16 protein-coding genes and 1 riboswitch are annotated in these 17,491 nt (G+C 71.9%); of the genes, 4 read left to right on the plus strand and 12 right to left on the minus strand.

What is annotated here, in order from left to right; translation table 11 throughout:
* Positions 1-61: 61 nt before the first annotated feature.
* The gene (locus ACZ6JT_RS23785; RefSeq protein WP_365484119.1) at positions 62-1,438 is read right to left on the minus strand and encodes an NAD(P)/FAD-dependent oxidoreductase; all 1,377 of its coding nucleotides are present in this window, start codon (positions 1,436-1,438) and stop codon (positions 62-64) included.
* Between the two features lie 488 nt (positions 1,439-1,926).
* Here ACZ6JT_RS23785 and ACZ6JT_RS23790 point away from each other — a divergent pair, with 488 nt between their 5' ends.
* Positions 1,927-2,199: a type II toxin-antitoxin system Phd/YefM family antitoxin gene (locus tag ACZ6JT_RS23790; RefSeq protein ID WP_469212655.1), complete on the plus strand. Its 273-nt coding sequence runs from the start codon at positions 1,927-1,929 to the stop codon at positions 2,197-2,199.
* Positions 2,196-2,465 carry a type II toxin-antitoxin system RelE family toxin gene (locus ACZ6JT_RS23795; protein ID WP_468862150.1) on the plus strand — a complete coding sequence of 90 codons (270 nt, stop codon included), beginning with the start codon at positions 2,196-2,198 and terminating at the stop codon, positions 2,463-2,465. The genes ACZ6JT_RS23790 and ACZ6JT_RS23795 overlap by 4 nt, the downstream gene beginning before the upstream one ends.
* Positions 2,466-2,531: 66 nt before the next feature.
* Here ACZ6JT_RS23795 and ACZ6JT_RS23800 read toward each other — a convergent pair whose 3' ends face one another.
* From ACZ6JT_RS23800 to ACZ6JT_RS23830, 7 genes are all read right to left on the minus strand, one after another.
* Positions 2,532-3,527 (minus strand): Ppx/GppA phosphatase family protein, encoded by a 996-nt coding sequence (locus ACZ6JT_RS23800; protein WP_469212657.1) that lies wholly within the window; start codon positions 3,525-3,527, stop codon positions 2,532-2,534.
* Positions 3,524-4,066, minus strand: coding sequence for a DUF501 domain-containing protein (locus ACZ6JT_RS23805; protein ID WP_030716431.1), 543 nt, complete (start codon positions 4,064-4,066; stop codon positions 3,524-3,526). The genes ACZ6JT_RS23800 and ACZ6JT_RS23805 overlap by 4 nt, the downstream gene beginning before the upstream one ends.
* Positions 4,067-4,112: 46 nt before the next feature.
* Entirely contained in the window at positions 4,113-4,601 is a 489-nt protein-coding gene (locus ACZ6JT_RS23810) for an FtsB family cell division protein (protein ID WP_469212659.1), read from the minus strand.
* A gap of 91 nt (positions 4,602-4,692) precedes the next feature.
* The gene (eno, locus tag ACZ6JT_RS23815; RefSeq protein ID WP_469212661.1) at positions 4,693-5,979 is read right to left on the minus strand and encodes a phosphopyruvate hydratase; all 1,287 of its coding nucleotides are present in this window, start codon (positions 5,977-5,979) and stop codon (positions 4,693-4,695) included.
* Positions 5,980-6,253: 274 nt separating this feature from the next.
* Positions 6,254-6,955 (minus strand): transglycosylase family protein, encoded by a 702-nt coding sequence (locus ACZ6JT_RS23820; protein ID WP_469212663.1) that lies wholly within the window; start codon positions 6,953-6,955, stop codon positions 6,254-6,256.
* Positions 6,956-6,958: 3 nt separating this feature from the next.
* A riboswitch (cyclic di-AMP (ydaO/yuaA leader) is annotated at positions 6,959-7,131 on the minus strand.
* A gap of 279 nt (positions 7,132-7,410) precedes the next feature.
* Positions 7,411-8,448: a transglycosylase family protein gene (locus ACZ6JT_RS23825; protein WP_469212665.1), complete on the minus strand. Its 1,038-nt coding sequence runs from the start codon at positions 8,446-8,448 to the stop codon at positions 7,411-7,413.
* Between the two features lie 70 nt (positions 8,449-8,518).
* Positions 8,519-9,826: a cytochrome P450 family protein gene (locus ACZ6JT_RS23830; RefSeq protein ID WP_469212667.1), complete on the minus strand. Its 1,308-nt coding sequence runs from the start codon at positions 9,824-9,826 to the stop codon at positions 8,519-8,521.
* Between the two features lie 121 nt (positions 9,827-9,947).
* Here ACZ6JT_RS23830 and ACZ6JT_RS23835 point away from each other — a divergent pair, with 121 nt between their 5' ends.
* On the plus strand, positions 9,948-11,162 hold the full coding sequence (locus ACZ6JT_RS23835; protein WP_469212669.1) for a globin domain-containing protein: 1,215 nt from the start codon (positions 9,948-9,950) through the stop codon (positions 11,160-11,162).
* A gap of 5 nt (positions 11,163-11,167) precedes the next feature.
* Here ACZ6JT_RS23835 and ACZ6JT_RS23840 read toward each other — a convergent pair whose 3' ends face one another.
* Both ACZ6JT_RS23840 and ACZ6JT_RS23845 read right to left on the minus strand, forming a co-directional pair.
* The gene (locus ACZ6JT_RS23840) at positions 11,168-12,160 is read right to left on the minus strand and encodes a nucleoside triphosphate pyrophosphohydrolase (protein WP_469212671.1); all 993 of its coding nucleotides are present in this window, start codon (positions 12,158-12,160) and stop codon (positions 11,168-11,170) included.
* Positions 12,161-12,188: 28 nt separating this feature from the next.
* The gene (locus tag ACZ6JT_RS23845; protein ID WP_469212673.1) at positions 12,189-12,812 is read right to left on the minus strand and encodes a SurA N-terminal domain-containing protein; all 624 of its coding nucleotides are present in this window, start codon (positions 12,810-12,812) and stop codon (positions 12,189-12,191) included.
* Positions 12,813-12,989: 177 nt separating this feature from the next.
* Here ACZ6JT_RS23845 and ACZ6JT_RS23850 point away from each other — a divergent pair, with 177 nt between their 5' ends.
* Positions 12,990-15,356 carry a YfhO family protein gene (locus ACZ6JT_RS23850; RefSeq protein WP_469212674.1) on the plus strand — a complete coding sequence of 789 codons (2,367 nt, stop codon included), beginning with the start codon at positions 12,990-12,992 and terminating at the stop codon, positions 15,354-15,356.
* On the opposite strand, the gene ACZ6JT_RS23855 is transcribed toward ACZ6JT_RS23850, so the two are convergent.
* A complete protein-coding gene (locus tag ACZ6JT_RS23855; protein ID WP_469212676.1) occupies positions 15,344-16,864 on the minus strand; it encodes a protein kinase domain-containing protein in 1,521 nt (506 codons plus the stop codon). The genes ACZ6JT_RS23850 and ACZ6JT_RS23855 overlap by 13 nt on opposite strands.
* The gene (locus tag ACZ6JT_RS23860) at positions 16,861-17,487 is read right to left on the minus strand and encodes a hypothetical protein (RefSeq protein WP_469212678.1); all 627 of its coding nucleotides are present in this window, start codon (positions 17,485-17,487) and stop codon (positions 16,861-16,863) included. Before ACZ6JT_RS23860 ends, ACZ6JT_RS23855 begins: the two co-directional genes overlap by 4 nt.
* Positions 17,488-17,491 lie beyond the last annotated feature (4 nt).

Here is a 17,491-nt window from a genome sequence, read left to right on the forward strand (position 1 = left end):
GGCGGGCGGCCCCTTCGGGGACGTGCGGGTACTGCTCAGGGTCCTGCCGGCCGGCGCCGGGTCAGGAAGCCTTGGCCTTCTGGGCCGTGGCGGCCGGAGCCGGGGCCGGCTTGGCGGCCTCGTAGAACTCCTCGCGCGGGGTTTCGAGAGCACCCAGCGAGACGACCTCGCGCTTGAGGAACATGCCGAGGGTCCAGTCGGCGAAGACGCGGATCTTGCGGTTCCAGGTCGGCATGGCCATGCCGTGGTAGCCACGGTGCATGTACCAGGCGAGCCGGCCCTTGAGCTTGATCTTCATCTTGCCCATGACGATCATCGCGACGCCCTTGTGGAGGCCGAGGCCCGCCACCGCACCCTTGTTGGAGTGCGAGTACTCCGACTGCGGGAAGCCCCGCATGCCCGAGATGACGTTGTCGCCGAGGACCTTGGCCTGGCGCAGCGCGTGCTGGGCGTTGGGCGGGCACCAGGCGTTCTCGACGCCGGCCTTGCGGGCGGCGACGTCGGGAACCTGGGCGTTGTCGCCGGCGGTCCAGATGTAGTCCGTGCCCGTGACCTGGAGGGTGGGCTGGGCGTCGACGTGGCCGCGGGGGCCCAGCGGCAGGCCGTAGCGGGCCAGCACCGGGTTGGGCTTGACGCCGGCGGTCCACACGATGGTGTTGGAGTCGACCTCGAGGCCGTTCTTCAGCACCACGTGGCCGTCCACGCAGGAGTCCATGGAGGTGTTGAGGTAGATCTCGATGCCGCGGGACTCGAGGTGCTCCTTGCCCCAGGTGCCGAGCTTGGGCCCGACCTCGGGAAGGATCTTGTCGGCCGCGTCGACCAGGATGAAGCGCATGTCCTCGCGCTTGATCGTGGAGTAGTACTTCGCGGCGTCGCGGGCCATGTCCTCGACCTCGCCGATCGTCTCGGCGCCGGCGAAGCCGCCGCCGACGAAGACGAAGGTGAGGGCCTTGCGGCGGACGTTCTCGTCCGTCGTGGACTCGGCCTTGTCGAGCTGCTCGAGGACGTGGTTGCGCAGGCCGATGCCCTCTTCGACGCCCTTCATGCCGATGCCCTGTTCGGCGAGGCCGGGGATCGGGAAGGTGCGGGAGACGGCGCCGAGCGCGATCACCAGGTAGTCGAAGGGCAGCTCGTACGCCTCGCCGACCAGCGGCGTGACGACGGCGACCTTGCGGTCCTGGTCGATGCTGGTGACCCGGCCGGTGAGAACCTCTGCCTTGGGCAGCACGCGTCGCAGCGGGACGACGACGTGCCGAGGCGAGATGCTGCCTGCGGCCACTTCGGGGAGGAAGGGCTGGTAGGTCATGTACGAGCGCGGGTCGACGACCGTGACGGTCGCCTCGCCGTAGCGCATCTTCTTCATGATGCGCTTGGCTGCGTACAGGCCTACGTACCCACCTCCTACAACGAGGATCCTGGGACGCTCCGTGGTGCTCATGGAACGAGTATCCAGCACCCAAAGGGGTGTCGCTCGTGAGCCCCTTCACAAGGAGTCGGAAGGCCTCTGCTACACTCCGCCGCCCACGTGACGGACGTCATGGCGCGCGACGGGAACCACCGTGTAACGGGAGTCGTTGTTCACCCGTCCTGAACTGGCCTCCAAGGCCTGAAGCGGACTGGACCACAGGGGTTCGTCCATACCTCTGACGCGGAACCCGCAGCCTCCGCCGATCGCACGAACAGACGCAGAAAAGGGCCCGGCGGCCTCCGGAGGGGCCCAAATGGCCCTCCCGTCGGCCCCACCGGACTCTTTTCCTTGTGAAGAACTTCACGAACTTTCTGTGGATCACCGGTCCGAGACCCCTCAACCCCACCTTCGAAGGTCGTTCAGGCGATCGACCACGCGATTCCGTCCGGAATCGTCGGCGAACCCGCACACGTTCGACGCCACAGCGGCGTGTACACATTGAGGCGTACACTGCGGTCATGAGTGAGAACGCTGTGACCGTGCGCGAAGCCCGTGCCCATCTCGCGGACCACATCAATCGGGCGGAGCAGGGCGCTCCGACCATCATCACCCGTAACGGCGCCCCGGTGGCCGCCCTGGTTCCCATCGCGGACTTCAACGCGCTGGAAGAGGCAGCCGACCAGCTGCTCGCACGCGAGGCGGAGGCCGTGCTCGCCGAAGGCGGGCCGACCGTGACAATGGCCGAGCTCCTGGCCGACCTGTTCAGCGAACGGGGTGACGGCGCGGCGTGAAGTACGCCTTCCGGTTCACCACCGCGGCGCAACGGCAGCTCCGGGCCATCGACAGGCCGGCCGCGATGCGGATCCTCGCCGCCCTGACTGCTCTGGGAGACGATCCGTACCGCGAGGACGCCGACATCAAGAAGCTCACCGGCCCCTCCGGCCTCTACCGGCTCCGGGTGGGCAGTTACCGCATCGCCTATCAAGTCCTGGACGGCGAGCTCGTCATCCTCGTCGTCAAGATCGGCGACCGCCGCGACATCTACCGCAACATCTGAATCCGACCGCGACGGCGGCGCTTCGGTCAGTTGACCGGAGCGCCGCCGTCCGGTGTTTTCCGCGGGTCAGGAGCGCTGCTCGTCCGACTCGACCTCTTCCGCGGTCTTCCAGGCGATTCCGTCGAGGATGTCGTGCTCGGAGACGATGACCTCGGTGGCGCCGATCCTCTCCATGATCGCCAGGAGCACCAGCACGCCGGCCCCGATCACGTCCACCCGGCCCGGGTGCATCACGGGGATCGCCGCGCGCTCGGCGTGGGTCGCCGTCAGCATCCGTTCGCTGACCTCGCGGACCTGCTCGTAGGAGATCCGCGCGTGGTGGATCTGCGAGGAGACGTACTCCGGCAGGCCCAGGACGATCCCGGCCACCGTGGTCACCGAGCCGGCCAGGCCGACCAGGGTGCGCGCCTCGGCCAGCGGGACGCTCTCGGCGGCCAGGTCGAGGGCGGCCTCGATGTCGGCCCGCATCGCGGCGATCTGCGCCGGGGACGGCGGGTCGGTGACGACCCCGTCCACCGTCAGGTGACGCTCGGTCATCCGGACGCAGCCCACGTCCACCGAGCGGGCGGCGCGCACGTGGTCCTCGCCGACCACGAACTCGGTCGAACCCCCGCCGATGTCCACCACCAGGAACGGCTGTTCCAGGTGCTCGTGGGCGACGAGCTCCCTGGTGGCGCCGGTGAAGGAGAACTCGGCCTCCTGGTCGCCGGAGATCACCTCGGGCTCGACGCCCAGGATGTCCTTGACGCCCTGCACGAACACGTCGCGGTTCTCGGCGTCCCGGGAGGCGGAGGTGGCCACGAAGCGCACCCGCTCCGCACCGAGTTCCTTGATGACCTCGGCGTACTCGCGGCAGGCGGCGAAGGTGCGCTCCAGCGCCTCCGGGGCGAGGCGCCCGGTCCGGTCCACGCCCTGGCCGAGGCGGACGATGATCATCCGTCGGTCCAGCTCGACCAGCTCGCCGGTGGTGCCCGCGCCGGAGGCGCCGTCGGACACCGTGCAGTCCGCGACGAGGAGCCGGATGGAGTTCGTACCGCAGTCGATGGCCGCGACCCGGGTCACCGGGACTCCTCTTCCTTCTTCTCCCCGCACGGGGTGACGCAGGCGCCCTTGGCCCACCACTCGGGCAGCATCGCGAGCGCCTCGTCGCCGAACGGGTTCACGCCCGGGCCCGCGGCCAGGGAGTGGCCGACCAGCACGTGCAGGCACTTCACCCGGTCCGGCATCCCGCCGGCGCTCGGGAAGCCCTGGAGCACCTCGATGGCGTCGCGGCGCCGGATGTAGTCCTCGTGCGCGGCCTGGTAGGCGGCGGCGAGCTCCGGGTCCTCGGCGAGCCGGGCCTGCATCTCCTTCATCACGCCGTTGGCCTCCAGCGTGCCGATCGCGGAGGCCGCGCGCGGGCACGTCAGGTAGTACAGCGTGGGGAAGGGGGTGCCGTCGGGGAGCCGCGGGGCGGTCTCGACCACGTCCGGCTGCCCGCAGGGGCAGCGGTGCGCGATGGCGCGCAGCCCGCGCGGCGGGCGGCCGAGCTGCTGCTCGAACGCCTCGATGTCCGCGTCGGTCGGCTCGGTCCGGTCGGTCTGGGGCGGGGGCGTCTGCATGCCTGGAGGAAGTCTCTTCGTTCGGTTCTCTGACGGATGGATCTGTTCAGTCGCCGGGGCGGTCGGCCTTGTCGACGCCGTCCCAGACGTTCGAGTACCAGGGGCGGTCGGAGCCGGCCTGGCCGGCCCGGTGCGGCTCCTGGGGCTGGGCCCCGGGGTCGCTCATGATGTAGCCGATCTCCCCCGGGCGCAGGAAGTGCAGGTGCCTGCGGGCCTGCTGCTCCGCGTAGGCGTCGTCCTGCCAGCGGGCCTTCTCGTCGCGCAGCCGCTCCAGGCGGTCCCGCGCGGTGGCGGCGGCCCGCTGCTGCTCCGCGATCTCCGAGCGCTGGGAGACGTACTGGCGCATCGGATACGCGAGGGCGACGACCAGGGTACAGAGGACCAGCACGAGGAGCGCGGCCCGGCCCGTGAGCCGGCTGCGGCGCACCTGCCGGCGCGACTGCGAGCGGTAGACGTGGGCGGCGGTCCGCTCACCGAGCTGCTTGAGCCTGGTCGCGGTGGAGAAGGTGGAGAACCGATCCCGGCTCCCGGCCATTGGTCCGCCTCCCCTGTGTCCGCACTACGCAAATACGTCCCCGCACACGGTACGGGACCGAGTGCGGGGACGTACGGAGGCGAGGGCGTGATTAGCCCTTGAAGCGCGGGAAGGCGCTGCGGCCCGCGTACACCGCGGCGTCGTCGAGGATCTCCTCGATGCGCAGCAGCTGGTTGTACTTGGCGACGCGGTCCGAGCGGGCCGGGGCGCCGGTCTTGATCTGACCGCAGTTCACGGCGACGGCGAGGTCGGCGATGGTGACGTCCTCGGTCTCACCGGAGCGGTGCGACATCATGCACTTGAAGCCGTTGCGCTGGGCCATCTCGACGGCGTCCAGGGTCTCGGTCAGCGAACCGATCTGGTTCACCTTCACGAGCAGGGCGTTCGCGGAGCCCTCCTCGATACCGCGGGCCAGACGCTCGGGGTTGGTGACGAAGAGGTCGTCACCGACGATCTGGACCTTGGAGCCCAGGCGGTCGGTGATGGTCTTCCAGCCGGCCCAGTCGTCCTCGAACAGCGGGTCCTCGATGGAGACGAGCGGGTACGCCTCGACGAGCTCGGCGTAGTAGTCCGTCATCTCGGCGGCCGAGCGGGATTTGCCCTCGAACTCGTACTGGCCGTCCTTGTAGAACTCGGACGCGGCGACGTCGAGCGCGAGCGCGATGTCCGTGCCCGGGGTGTAACCGGCCTGCTTGATGGCCTCGATGATGAGGTCGAGCGCGGCGCGGTTGGACTCCAGGTTCGGCGCGAAGCCGCCCTCGTCGCCCAGACCGGTGGAGAGGCCCTTGGTGTGCAGGACCTTCTTGAGGGTGTGGTAGACCTCGGCACCCCAACGCAGCGCCTCGGAGAAGGACTCCGCGCCGATCGGGGCGATCATGAACTCCTGGATGTCCACGTTGGAGTCGGCGTGCGACCCACCGTTGAGGATGTTCATCATCGGAACGGGCAGCAGGTGCGCGTTCGGACCGCCGAGGTAGCGGAAGAGCGGAAGGTCCGAGGCCTCGGACGCGGCGTGCGCGACGGCGAGGGAGACACCGAGGATGGCGTTGGCGCCGAGGGAGCCCTTGTTGTCGGTGGCATCCAGGTCGAACATGGCCTGGTCGATCAGGCGCTGCTCGGTGGCGTCGTAGCCGACGAGCTCCGGGCCGATCTGCTCGATGACGGCGAGGACGGCCTTCTCGACACCCTTGCCGAAGTAACGGTTGGGGTCACCGTCACGGAGCTCGATGGCCTCGAATGCACCGGTGGAGGCGCCGGACGGGACGGCAGCACGGCCGGTGCTGCCATCGTCGAGGCCCACCTCGACCTCGACCGTGGGGTTGCCTCGGGAGTCCAGGATTTCCCGGGCTACGACGACGTCGATGGACGGCACGAGCATCTCCTTCTGGGATGTGACGCTGGGTGTGCGGTGGCGTGTCAGGCCGGGGGACGGCCTTGCCGCTTAGAGCCTAACCGGCCCGGGGCACTCGACCGGCCGACCGCCCGACCCCTGGGACGAAAAAGGGGCCGAATACCCCTCTTCCGGGACATAGGTCTCCGGATCGTCGCCCGTCATCCGGTACGCACACCACCGCCCGGCGCGTGGGGGGAGACGCGCCGGGCGGGGGGAACACTGTGCGTTGCGTACGCTCCTGCGGCTATTGCCGCAGTGTTCAGCTGAGCTTCAGCTTCTGACCCGGGAAGATCAGGTCGGCGTCCGAGACGATGTCCTTGTTCAGCTCGAAGAGCTTCTCCCAGCCGCCCTTGACGCCGTTGGCCTCGGCGATGGTGCCCAGGGTGTCGCCCGACTTGACCTCGTACGAGCCGTTGCCGGTCTTCGGGGCCTCGGGGGCCGCGGGGCGCTCGGAGCGGGTGGTCGGGGCCTCGGAGCGCTTGGTCTCCTTCTTCGGCGTGGCCTTCGGGGCGACCTTGGTCTCGGTCTTCTTCGAGTCGGCCTTCGGCTTGTTCTGCGTCGAGCCCTCCGTGCCGCCACCGGCGTAGGAGGAGTTCGACAGACCCTTGCCGCAGACCGGCCAGGCGCCCTTGCCCTGGCCCTTGAGGACCTTCTCGGCGATGGCTATCTGCTGGGACTTCGAGGCCTGGTTGGCCTGCGCGGCGTACGACTTGCCACCGTAGGCGGCCCACGTCGAGGACGAGAACTGCAGTCCGCCGTAGTAGCCGTTGCCCGTGTTGATGGACCAGTTGCCGCCGGACTCGCACTGCGCGACCTTGTCCCACTCGGACGCGGTGGCGGCGCTGGCGGAGCCCGCGGCCATCAGGGGGGCGGCGACGGCCACACCGGCGACACCGGCGAGCGTGACGATGCGGACGGCCTTGGAGGCTCGACGGTGCTTGCCCTTGCCGGAAAGCAGCATGGATTTTCTCCTCACCGACGCCTACGAGGTGAGCTGTCGGGTTCGGGCGAGTGAGTTGCCCGGCCGTGCGACCTAGCGCACGTCTTGACCCCTAGCCGGTGGCGTGACCGTCTCTCAACGGCCGCTCCCGGCGCCTACCTTGGTTCCCCCGCTCCTGCCTTCGGCGCTTGACGCGACGACTGTTCCCCCCGTCCGCCGGCAGGATTCGGCGATGCGGTCGAAGGAGCCCGCGGTGGCGGGCGAATCAGAAGGTAGACAGGTCTCTCCCCGATGTTCAACGAGGAACATCGGGGAGAGAGGGCCCCTACTTGCGCTGTCCGCAAGGACGTTTGCGCAGGTGAGGGCGGGGTTTGCAGCAGCCCCGGGGCGGGACACGCCAGTTGACCGGAAGAGACGCATGTCTCACTTACAGATAACCGACAATCAGTTCTTTCCGGACGCCTGAAGTGTCCCTATTACGTGGTTAGATCCAGGTTCTGTCCGGGCTTGATCAGATTGGCGTCCTCGCCGATGACCTGCTCATTGGCCTCGTAGAGGCCGTTCCAGCCGCCCTTGACTCCCTTGGCAACCGCGATGGTCGCCAGGCTGTCGCCCTCCTGGACCGTGTACGTCGGGGCCGACGCGGCGTCAGACGGGACGGGGGCCTCGGCCGCGGGCGCCCCGCGGTGCTTGCCGCTGCCCTCGGTCGGAGAGGCTCCCGGAGTGGCGCCCGGGGCGGTCGGGGACGCCGGGTCCGTCGGCGTCGCACCCGGGGTGGCGGGGGCGGTCGTGGGCGGGGTGGTGGGCGCCGAGGGGTCCACCGGGAGGGTCGGAGCCGTCGGGTCGACGGGCGGCAGCGGCGTGGTGCCCGGGGTTCCGGGGACCGTCGGCTGGGACGGGTCGACGGGAGGCGTCGTCGGGGCGTCCGGCGCCGGCATGACGGGCAGTCCGACGGACGGCGCGTCGGGGATCAGGAAGGGGCTGCCGGTCGGGCTGGGCGCCGCGTGGGTCGGGGCGCCGAAGTCCTTGGCCGGCTCGCCTCCGGTGGTGGACGGCACCGCGTTGTCCGGGCGGGAGGGCGAGGGGGCGATCGGGCCGGAGCTGCCGGGCAGACCGGGGTCCACCTTGGCGGCGGGGCCCTGCTGCTCCAGTCCGGCCGAGGTGGCGCACAGCGGCCACGCCTGCGGCCCCTGCGAGGCCAGCACCCGCTCGGCCACGGCGATCTGCTGGGACCGGCTCGCGAGGTCGGCCCGCTCGGCGAAGTCGAGTCCGCCGGCGTTCTGCCACTCCTCCTGGGTGAACTGCAGCCCGCCGTACGCGCCGCTGCCGGAGTTGGCACTCCAGGAGCCGCCGCTCTCGCACTCGGCGACCTTGTCCCAGGTCGTGGTGTCGGCAGCGGTGGCATTGGTGGCGGCTAGCAGCGGCAGAGCCAGCGCGGAGCCAGTGACTCCGGCTGTGACTACCAGCGCGGGGACCTGGCGGGGGCGTCTGTGGCGGCCGTTCCCGGAACGCATGAGGGTGCACCTTTCGCATAACAGCGGGGTAACGGCAGAACCTAGCGGCCTTCGAACGATTGTCACAAGTTCAAGCCGGATCTGACTTTTCATCAGAAGCGGCGCAAGTGTTTTGAGCCGTGAACCGGACGGGAAGAGTACGTAGCCCTCGCATGATCAACCCCCCGCGCCAGCGCAGGTCTTGGGGCGCAGCAGCCAGTTCCAGATCCGGCAGGCGCGTCAGCAGGGTCGCGAGCGCCGTCTGCCCTTCGAGCCGCGCGAGCGGGGCGCCCAGGCAGTAGTGGATGCCGTGCCCGTACCCGAGGTGCTGGTTGTCGGTCCGGGAGAGGTCGAGCGTATCCGGTTCCGCGAACCGCTCGGGATCCCGGTCGGCGGCCGCGAGGACGACCAGGACCGGGTCACCGGCCTCGATCCGCTGTCCGCCGAGGGTCAGCGCCTCGGTGGCGAACCGCCACGTCGCCAGCTCCACGGGCCCGTCGTAGCGCAGGAGTTCCTCGACCCCGGTGGCCAGCAGGCCGCTCTCGCCGGCGGCGAGGGAGCGCTGGAGGCGCTCGCGCTGGCCGGGGTTCATGAAGAGGGAGTGGACCCCGTTGCCGATGAGGTTCACGGTCGTCTCGAAGCCGGCGAAGAGCAGGATGAAGGCCATGGCGGTGGCCTCGGCCTCGCTGAGGTGGTCGCCGTGGTCGCTCGCGCGGATCAGGTCCGAGATGAGGTCATTACCCAGATCATCCCTTTTGCGATGGATGAGTTCGCCGAGATACGTCCGCATCTGCTTCACGGAGCGGGCGACGCCGCCGCGCGGGCCGCCGCCGTGGCGGATCATCATCCCGGCCCAGTCACGGAAGTCGTCCTGGTCCTCGCGCGGTACGCCGAGCATCTCGCAGATGGCGTAGATGGGGAGCGGGAAGGCGAACTCGTGGATGAGGTCCGCCTCCCCCTTCGCCGCGAAGGCGTCGATCAGGTGGTCGGTGAGCGCCTGCACCCGCGGGGTGAACTCGGCGACCCGGCGCGGGGTGAACGCCTTCGACACCAGCCGCCGCAGCCGGGTGTGGTCCGGCGGGTCGATGTTGAGCAGGTGCGTCATCAGCTCCGCCTTGCGCTCCCCCGGGATCCCGGTCTTGCCCTTGGCGTGCGCGGGCTCCGCGTGGTGCGCCGGGTTCTTGCTCAGCCGCTGGTCGGCGAGGGCCTGGCGGGCGTCGGCGTACCGGGTGACCAGCCAGGCGTCGACCCCGCTGGGGAGCTTGGTGCGGTGCACCGGCGAGTGTTCGCGCAGCCAGGCGTAGGCCGGGTAGGGGTCGGTCGCGAACTCCCAGTCGAAGAGGGTCGGGCCCTCGGCGGAAGGGGTGTCGGCGGGGTCTGCGGGGGTCTGCTCATGCACGGCACGACCGTATCCCGGCGCCGGACCCTCATCCCATATGGCCCGTTCGTCGCGGCTGTCCGTAGATCGGCCATCGCTTGACCTCACCTTCCCCGGCATTCCTACTTTCGGTTTTGTGGATGTGAGGATCTTGAAACGCAGTTTCGCGGTGGTGGAGAGACGGGCCGAGCACGCGGTCAAGTTCTTCTACTCCCACCTCTTCTGGCACAACCCCGGAATCCGTGAGCTCTTCCCGGCCTCCTCCGAGGACATGGAGCGGCAGCGGGACCGCGTGTTCGCCGCGCTCACCCACGTGATCGCCCACCTCGACGACGAAAGCCTCCTCCCCTATCTCCGCGACCTCGGGCGCGACCACCGCAAGTTCCTGGCCCGCCCCGAGCACTACGTGGCCGTGGGCACCAGCCTCCTCGCCGCGCTCGCCGCGACCTCCGGCGAGGCCTGGACCCCTCAGGTGGAGAAGGCCTGGACCGAGGCCTACCAGGTGATCGCCGACACGATGACGGCCGGCGCCGACGCGAGCGAGGACCCGCCGTGGTGGGACGCGGAGGTCGTGCGCCACCTCCGGTACGGGCAGGACATCGCGGTGCTGACCCTGCGGCCGCACGCCCCCTTCCCCTATGTACCGGGCCAGTACGCGAGCGTGTGCAGCGAGCGGGTCCCGGCGACGTGGCGCACCTACTCCCTGGGCAACGCCCCCCGCCCCGACGGCACCGTCGACCTCCACGTCAGCCGGATCGACCAGGGACGGCTCAGCACCGCCCTGGTCAGCGAGACGCTGCCGGGCGAGGTCCTGCGGCTCGGGGCCGCCGGCGGGCAGCTGACCTTCCGCCGCGCCGGCCGCCCCGTCAGCCTCATCGCCGCCGGCACCGGCTGGGCGCCGATCCGGGCGATGCTGGAGGACCTCGCGCAACACCCTCCCGATCAGGACGTACGGCTCTTCGTCGTGGCGCGGGACGGCGCGCACCTCTACGACCGCCCGCTCATCGACACGTACGCCGCCTCCTGCCGCTGGCTCGGCGTCACCTACATCACGCCCGCCCCCGGGCGCCACCGCAACCAGGCCACGGACCGGCTCGCGACGGCGCTCGGCCACCGCGGCCTGTGGCCGGACCAGGACGTCTACCTCAGCGGGCCGCCGCAGTTCGTCGAGGAGACCGTTCACCTGCTCCAGGAGCTGGGCGCCAGCCCCGGCCGCCTCTTCCACGACTCCGTACCCGCCGCCGGCAAGGGGCAGGGCCCCGGGGGCCGCCCGCTCGGCTTCGGCGAGTGGTTCCTGAACCGCCTCTCGCCGCACTGGCACGACCCCGCGGCCCGCGCGCCCCGGGAGTGGGGTTAGGGGGTCTACTCGCCGACGCCCTCGGCGGCGCGGATCGCGTCCCGGTAGACGCGGGCCGCCGCGCGCAGCGCGGTCTCCGGGTCGGTCCCCTCCGCCTCGGCGCGCGCCGCCAGCGCCAGCAGTTCGTACCCGATGCCCTCGCCGCGGGGCAGTTCCACGGGCACGCCGCCCGCGCGGACCCGGCCCGCGAGCTTGGCCGCGAGTGCCAGACCGGGCTGGCCCACCGGGATCCCGTCGGTGACCGATTCCCGCTGCTTCTCGACCGCCTTGGTGCGCTGCCAGTGCGCGCTCACGTCCTCCGGCGTCTCGGCCTCGGCGTCGCCGAAGACGTGCGGGTGCCGGCGGATCAGCTTCTCCACGAGGGTCCCGGCCACGTCGTCGATGGAGAACGCCTCGTCGGGATCCTCGTGCTCCTCGGCGATCCGCGCGTGGAAGACCACCTGCAGCAGGACGTCGCCGAGCTCCTCGCGCAGCTCCTCCCGGTCCCCGTCCTCGATGGCCTCGACGAGCTCGTACGCCTCCTCGATCGCGTACTTGGCCAGGCCCTCGTGGGTCTGCCGCGAGGTCCACGGGCACTCCCGCCGGACCCGGTCCATCACCTGGACCAGGTCGATCAGGCGCGCGCCCGGCAGGTCGTACGAGCCGGGGAGCAGTTCCAGATCGGGCATCGAGACGCGGCCGGAGCCGGCCAGGCGGGCCAGCCCGTCGGTGAGCCGCTGGTCGCCCTCCCCGCCCGGGAGCAGCACGACGGTGCGGCCGCCCGCGCAGGCCTCGACCAGCTCGTGCGCGTCCGGGGTCCCGAAGGCGACGTCGATGCCCGCCTCCCGCAGGTACGGCAGCTGCGGGTGGCCGGGGCCGGCGCACAGCACCCGGTCCGCGGCGTGCAGGATCTGCCACGCCGGCCAGGACAGCACGCCGGGGGCGACCCGGTGGCTGGTGGTCAGCAGGACGATGCGGCCCGTGGGCTCGGCGGCGGTGGGCTCGGAGTGCTCGGTCACCCTCCGAACCTACCTCCGGCCGCGCGCGTCAGGCTCCGGCGGGTACCTGCTCGGGCTGGGTCCGCTGGGTGATCCAGGGGGTTTCCCCGGCGCCGAGCTTGATCTGCTTGACGTCCCAGGCGCCGTAGCGCGGGTTGACCTGGATGTGCAGGTCCGTCGCGGCGGCCCGGGCGGGCTCCTCCAGCTTCCCCTGCCCGTACTTCGCGGTCAGCTTGGTCAGCAGGACCCGGTCCCGCAGGAAGCGGTCGACCTGGCCGGGGGCCATGGCGCCCTTCTGCAGGAGCAGCGCCTCGAACTGCTCGGCCCCCTTGTTCTCCTCCACGTACGCCCGGCGTTCGTCCTCGATCTCCTTGACGGTGACGGAGATGCCGGCGGTGTCGGCCATCTTGTCGATGACGTGGCTCTGGAGCATCGAGTCGAGCTTCTGGCGCTCCAGGTTCGGGGTGCTCGCGATGAGCTCGGCGGCGGCCTGCCCGGTCCGGTTCTGCGCCACGCGGACGTCGTTGACCTGGGCCTGGAGGGCGGAGGTGGTGATCCGTTCGCCGCCGACGACGGCCGCGGTGCCGGGCCGGGCCTCGCCCGAGCAGGCGGACAGCAGGGGCGCCGCGACGAGCAGGGCGGCGGAGACGGAGAGCGCTGTGCGACGGTGCAAAGGAGCCTCCAGGGCCGGGAGATTGTGCGTCGGTGCACAAGGGCCGTGCGGTGATCGATGGTATGCAGTCGGGGTGGTCCGAGCCACCGGTTCGACCAACGATTCCCGAGGTGTCGGGGTGCGCGTTCATCTGGCGGCCATCCTTCGGTCCCCCGGTGGTGCCAGGGTCGGCCCACCATGTCGACACCGCACCGCTCGCCGCACCGCTCACCGCACCGCTCGCCGCGCCGCCCGAGCCTGTCCGGCTCGGCGCTCGCCGCCCTGCTCACGGCGGTGGCCGTGGGTGCCGGGGACGCCGCCGCCCGCGTCTTCCCGTACGGATCGCGCCACCGCAGCGTCAACGACCTCGGCAATCAGTTCGTACCGTTCCACGCGCACCTGTGGGACCTCCTGCACGGCCGCGCGGAGGGCGGGCTGCTGTTCAACTGGCAGTCCGGGTACGGGACCAGCTTCCTGCCCGACCTGGGCACATATCTGACGAGCCCGCTCTCCGTCCTCGTCGGGCTCTTCCCGCGCGCGGACATAGACCTCGCGGTGTACGTCGTGACCGTGCTCAAGACGACGGTCGCCGCGGCGGCCATGGCGTGGCTGCTGCGCACCCAGCGCCGGGGGCCGTGGTGGGCGGCGGGGCTGCTCGGGGCCTCGTACGCGCTGTGCGGCTGGTCGGTGATCGAGGCCTCCTACAACCCCATGTGGCTGGACGGGCTGATCGCCTTCCCGCTGCTGTGCCTGACCGGCGAATGGGCCCTGCGCGGGCGCCGGCCCGTGCTCGCGCCGCTGGTCGTCGCCGTCTGCTGGACGGCGAACTTCTACACCGCCTACATGGCGACGCTGGGTGCGGCGCTGGTGCTGGTGGTACGGGTGGTGCTGACCCGGGACGGTCTGCGGACCCGGACGGCGGTGATCGCACGGGCCGCCGGGACGACCCTGCTCGGGATCCTGCTCGCGGCTCCGGTGCTCGTCCCCCTCTTCTTCAGCTCGGGGCAGGCCTACCCGGGGTGGGTCAAGGAGTTCCGGCCGGTGTCCTGGGCGGACCTCTTCGCGCGGCTGCTGCCCGCGACGTACTCCTTCTCCTCCCCCGCCGTCTTCGTGGGCACCGGCACCCTGCTCCTGGTGGCCGCGCTGCCCTTCCACCGGGCGGTGCCGGTGCGCACCCGGCTCTGGTGGGCGGGGCTGACGGCGGCCGTAGCGCTCTCGCTCCAGTGGGCCCCGACCCACCTGGCCTGGCACCTGTTCGCCACCCCGAACGGAAGCCCGTACCGGCAGACCTTCGTGCTCGCCGGCATCGCCGTGATCGCCGCCTGGACCGGGCTGGCGGCGGGCCCGCCGCGGCCGCCGGCGCTCGCGGCGGGGGCGGGCCTGCTCGCCGCCGCCGTGCTCTGGTCCCGCGGGAGCACGCTGGGGACGGACTGGGGGTACGCGCTGTTCGCGGGCGGGCTGGTCCTGGCCGGCGCGGCCTGGTGGGCGCTGCGCCACCGCCGGCTGGTGCTCCCGGCGGCCGGGCTGCTGGCGGCGGTCCTGCTGGCGCAGGCGGCCGCGACGACCGCGTACGGGCACAAGGGGAAGCTGGGCGGGCTCGACGACTACCCGTCCTGGGGGGCGGCCCACACCGCGCGCGCCGAGGCGCTGGCCGGCGCCGAGGGCTGGCCGGCGTACCGCACCGACCCGAGCCGGCCCGCCCTGTCGGGCAACGACCCGCTGCTGCTGGGCGGGGAGGGCGGCTCGTACTACAGCAGCCACACCCCGGAGGTGTTCACGCGCACGATGGTCGCCCTCGGGGCCGGCTGGACCTCGCGCGGACGCAACGTGCAGAGCATCGACAACCCGGTCACGGACGCCCTGTTCGCGGTCGGCGCGCGCCTGCAGCCCGACGGCACGGTCCGCCGTGCCGAGGTGCCCCCGCTGGTGACGACCCGCCCGCCGGGGGCGCCCCTCTCCTACGGCGACTCCCCCTTCGCCAACCAGGAACTGCTGCTGGGCACCCGGGTGTACGAGGACCCGCTCGCGCCGGGTGTCTGCCGCGCGGGCACGGAGGCGTACCTGTGGGCGCCGGAGTACAACGCCACGGCCCGCCTCGCGGACGGGCCGGCCTTCCGCCTGAACGGCAACGCCCCTCGCAACCGGGCGGCCCTGCAGCCGATGGGCGTCTCCCGCGGGGCCTCCTCGGCCCTGGTCTTCGACGCGGCACCGCCCGCGCGGTGGACCCTGTCCTGCCTGGACCGGGCCCGCCTCGACGGCGCGGTGGTCGTCCTGCGCGCCACGGCGGCGACCTCGCTGCACGTCGGGTCCTCTCGGATCCGGGCCGAACTGCCAGCGGGGGCCACGGGCACGGCGGTCCTCTCCGTCCCCGCGATCGCCTGCTGGACGTGCAACGGCCGCCCGGCCGCGGCCCATCTGGGGCTGGTGGCCCTCCCCCTGGACGGCAGCACCACCACGCTCAGCTGCTCGTTCCGACCGCCGGGGCTGGTCCCCGGCGCGGCGGCGGCCGGACTCGCCCTCGCGGTCCTGACCGTCGTGGCGCTCCGGCGGCGTCAGCGCATCTGACCGAGCCACTGCAGGGTGCGGCGGATCTCGGACGGGAAGGGGTGCGCCGGGCCGTGCAGCCGCTCCGCGTCGAACAGCAAGCGGGCCAGGGTCTCGTGGGCGGCCTGCCGGTCGCCGAGGGAGAGCAGCAGGTGCGCGATCCGGCGGCGGACCTCCAGCGGCAGGCCCGGGTCCGGGTTGGCGTAGTGGTTCTCGAAGAGCGGGAGCAGCGAGCGGTACTCGGCCAGGGCGGCGGCCGGCTCGCCCAGCTGCTCCAGGCACTGGGCCGCGTCGTAGCGGAAGCGCAGGGACTGCGGGTCGCCGGCCGGGAACTCGTCGGCGAGGCGGCGCAGTTCCGGCAGGGCGCGGCGGTACTGGCCGTCGTCCATCAGCGTGGCGGCGTACTGCTTGCGCAGGGAGCGGACCACCGGGGAGTGCTCCCCGTGCTCGGCGGCCGCCGCCGGGAGGATGCCGCCGAGGATGTCCCCGGCCTGGGTGAGCCGCCCCTGGTCCAGGAGCTTGCGGGCCTCGTCGACGGCGCCGGGGATGTCGGGCCGGGCGGGCGTCGGGACCGGGGTGGGCGGTGAGGTCGGCTGCGGCGGGATCACGGTGGCCCGGTCCGGCCAGGGGGCGTGCGGGCGCAGGAAGGGCCGGGTCGGATCGAGCGGGCCGGCGGGGGCCCGGCTGCCGCCGGCGGGCAGCAGCGGCGCGAGGGCCTCGTAGACGGCCTGGGCGGAGGCGGGCCGGTCCTGCGGGTCCTTGGCGAGCAGCCGCATCAGGAGCGTCTCCAGCTGCTGGGGGATCTCCGGGCGCTTGGGCCGGACCAGGGCCGGGGGCTCGTACAGGTGGCGGTGGAGCACGCCGAGGGCGGTGGAGCCCGCGAAGGGGACGTTGCCGCTGAGGAGTTCGTAGAGCAGCACGCCCAGGGCGTAGAGGTCGGTGTACGGGCCGACGGCGCCGCTCATGGCCTGCTCGGGCGCCATGTACGCGGGGCTGCCGATCGGGGTTCCGGTGCTGGTGAGACGGGTGGTGTCGGTGTCCATCACCGAGGCCACGCCGAGGTCCAGGACGAGCACGGTGCCGTCCGGGCGGACCATGACGTTGCGCGGCTTGAGGTCGCGGTGGACGATCGGCACCGCGTGCACGGCGGAGAGCACCGAGCACAGCTGCGCGACGACGGCGACCGCCCACTGCCAGGGGTAGGGGCCGTGCTCGGCGAGGTGGTCGGCGAGGTCGGTGCCCTCGACGTAGCCCATGACGAGGAAGAGTTCGTCGCCGTCGCTGCCGGCGTCGTGCACGGTGACCAGGCCGGGGTGGTCGACCTGCGCGGTCACCCGGCACTCGCGCACGAAGCGGCGGCGCAGTTCCTCGGCGACCGTGCCCGGGCCGGCGACCTTGTCGGGGCGCAGCAGCTTGACGGCGACGCGGCGGTCCAGGCGCTTGTCGTACGCGGTCCAGACCTGGCCCATGCCGCCCTGCCCCAGGATGGAGGCCAGCTGGTAGCGGTCTCCGATGAGGCGGTCCGTCACTGGTTCGGGTCCTGGACCGCGGTCTGGTTCGGGTCCTGGTAGGGGCCGCCGGGCGGCGGGGTCTGCTTGCGCAGCAGCTCGCTGAGCTCGTCGAGTTCGGCGCGGACCTGCCCGATGCGCGGGGGCGGGGTCGGCTGCGGCGGCACCTGCGGCGGGACCGGGGCGGCGGCGGGCTGCCGGGGCACGGGCGTCTGGGTGTGCGGGTACCCGTAGGCGGGCGTGGTCTGCTGCGGGTGGGCGTAGGGCGCGGCCGGGTACCCGTAGGCGGGCAGTGCGGCCCGCCGGGCCTCGTGGTGCTTGATGTCCGCGACGAGGAAGTACACGCAGATCGCGAAGCCGGTGAAGATCGAGCCACCGGCCCCGAGGTTGCCCTGCCAGCCGTTGACGTCGGGCGTCGGGTCGAGCTGGATCAACGTCATCCACAGCACGGCGAGCGCGCCGCTGACCACCAGCAGCACCCAGTCACGGGACTTGCGGGTCACCAGGGCGAGCCGCAGCATCGAGCCCCAGGCCAGGAAGCCGCAGCTCAGGATGGGCAGCAGCATGAACACCACGCGCAGTGCCACCACACCCCCGTCGGTGGACTGGGGGGCGTGCTGCGGCGGAAGGCCGGGGCCGTGCATCGCT

Source organism: Streptomyces sp. NPDC046308 (assembly GCF_055588065.1).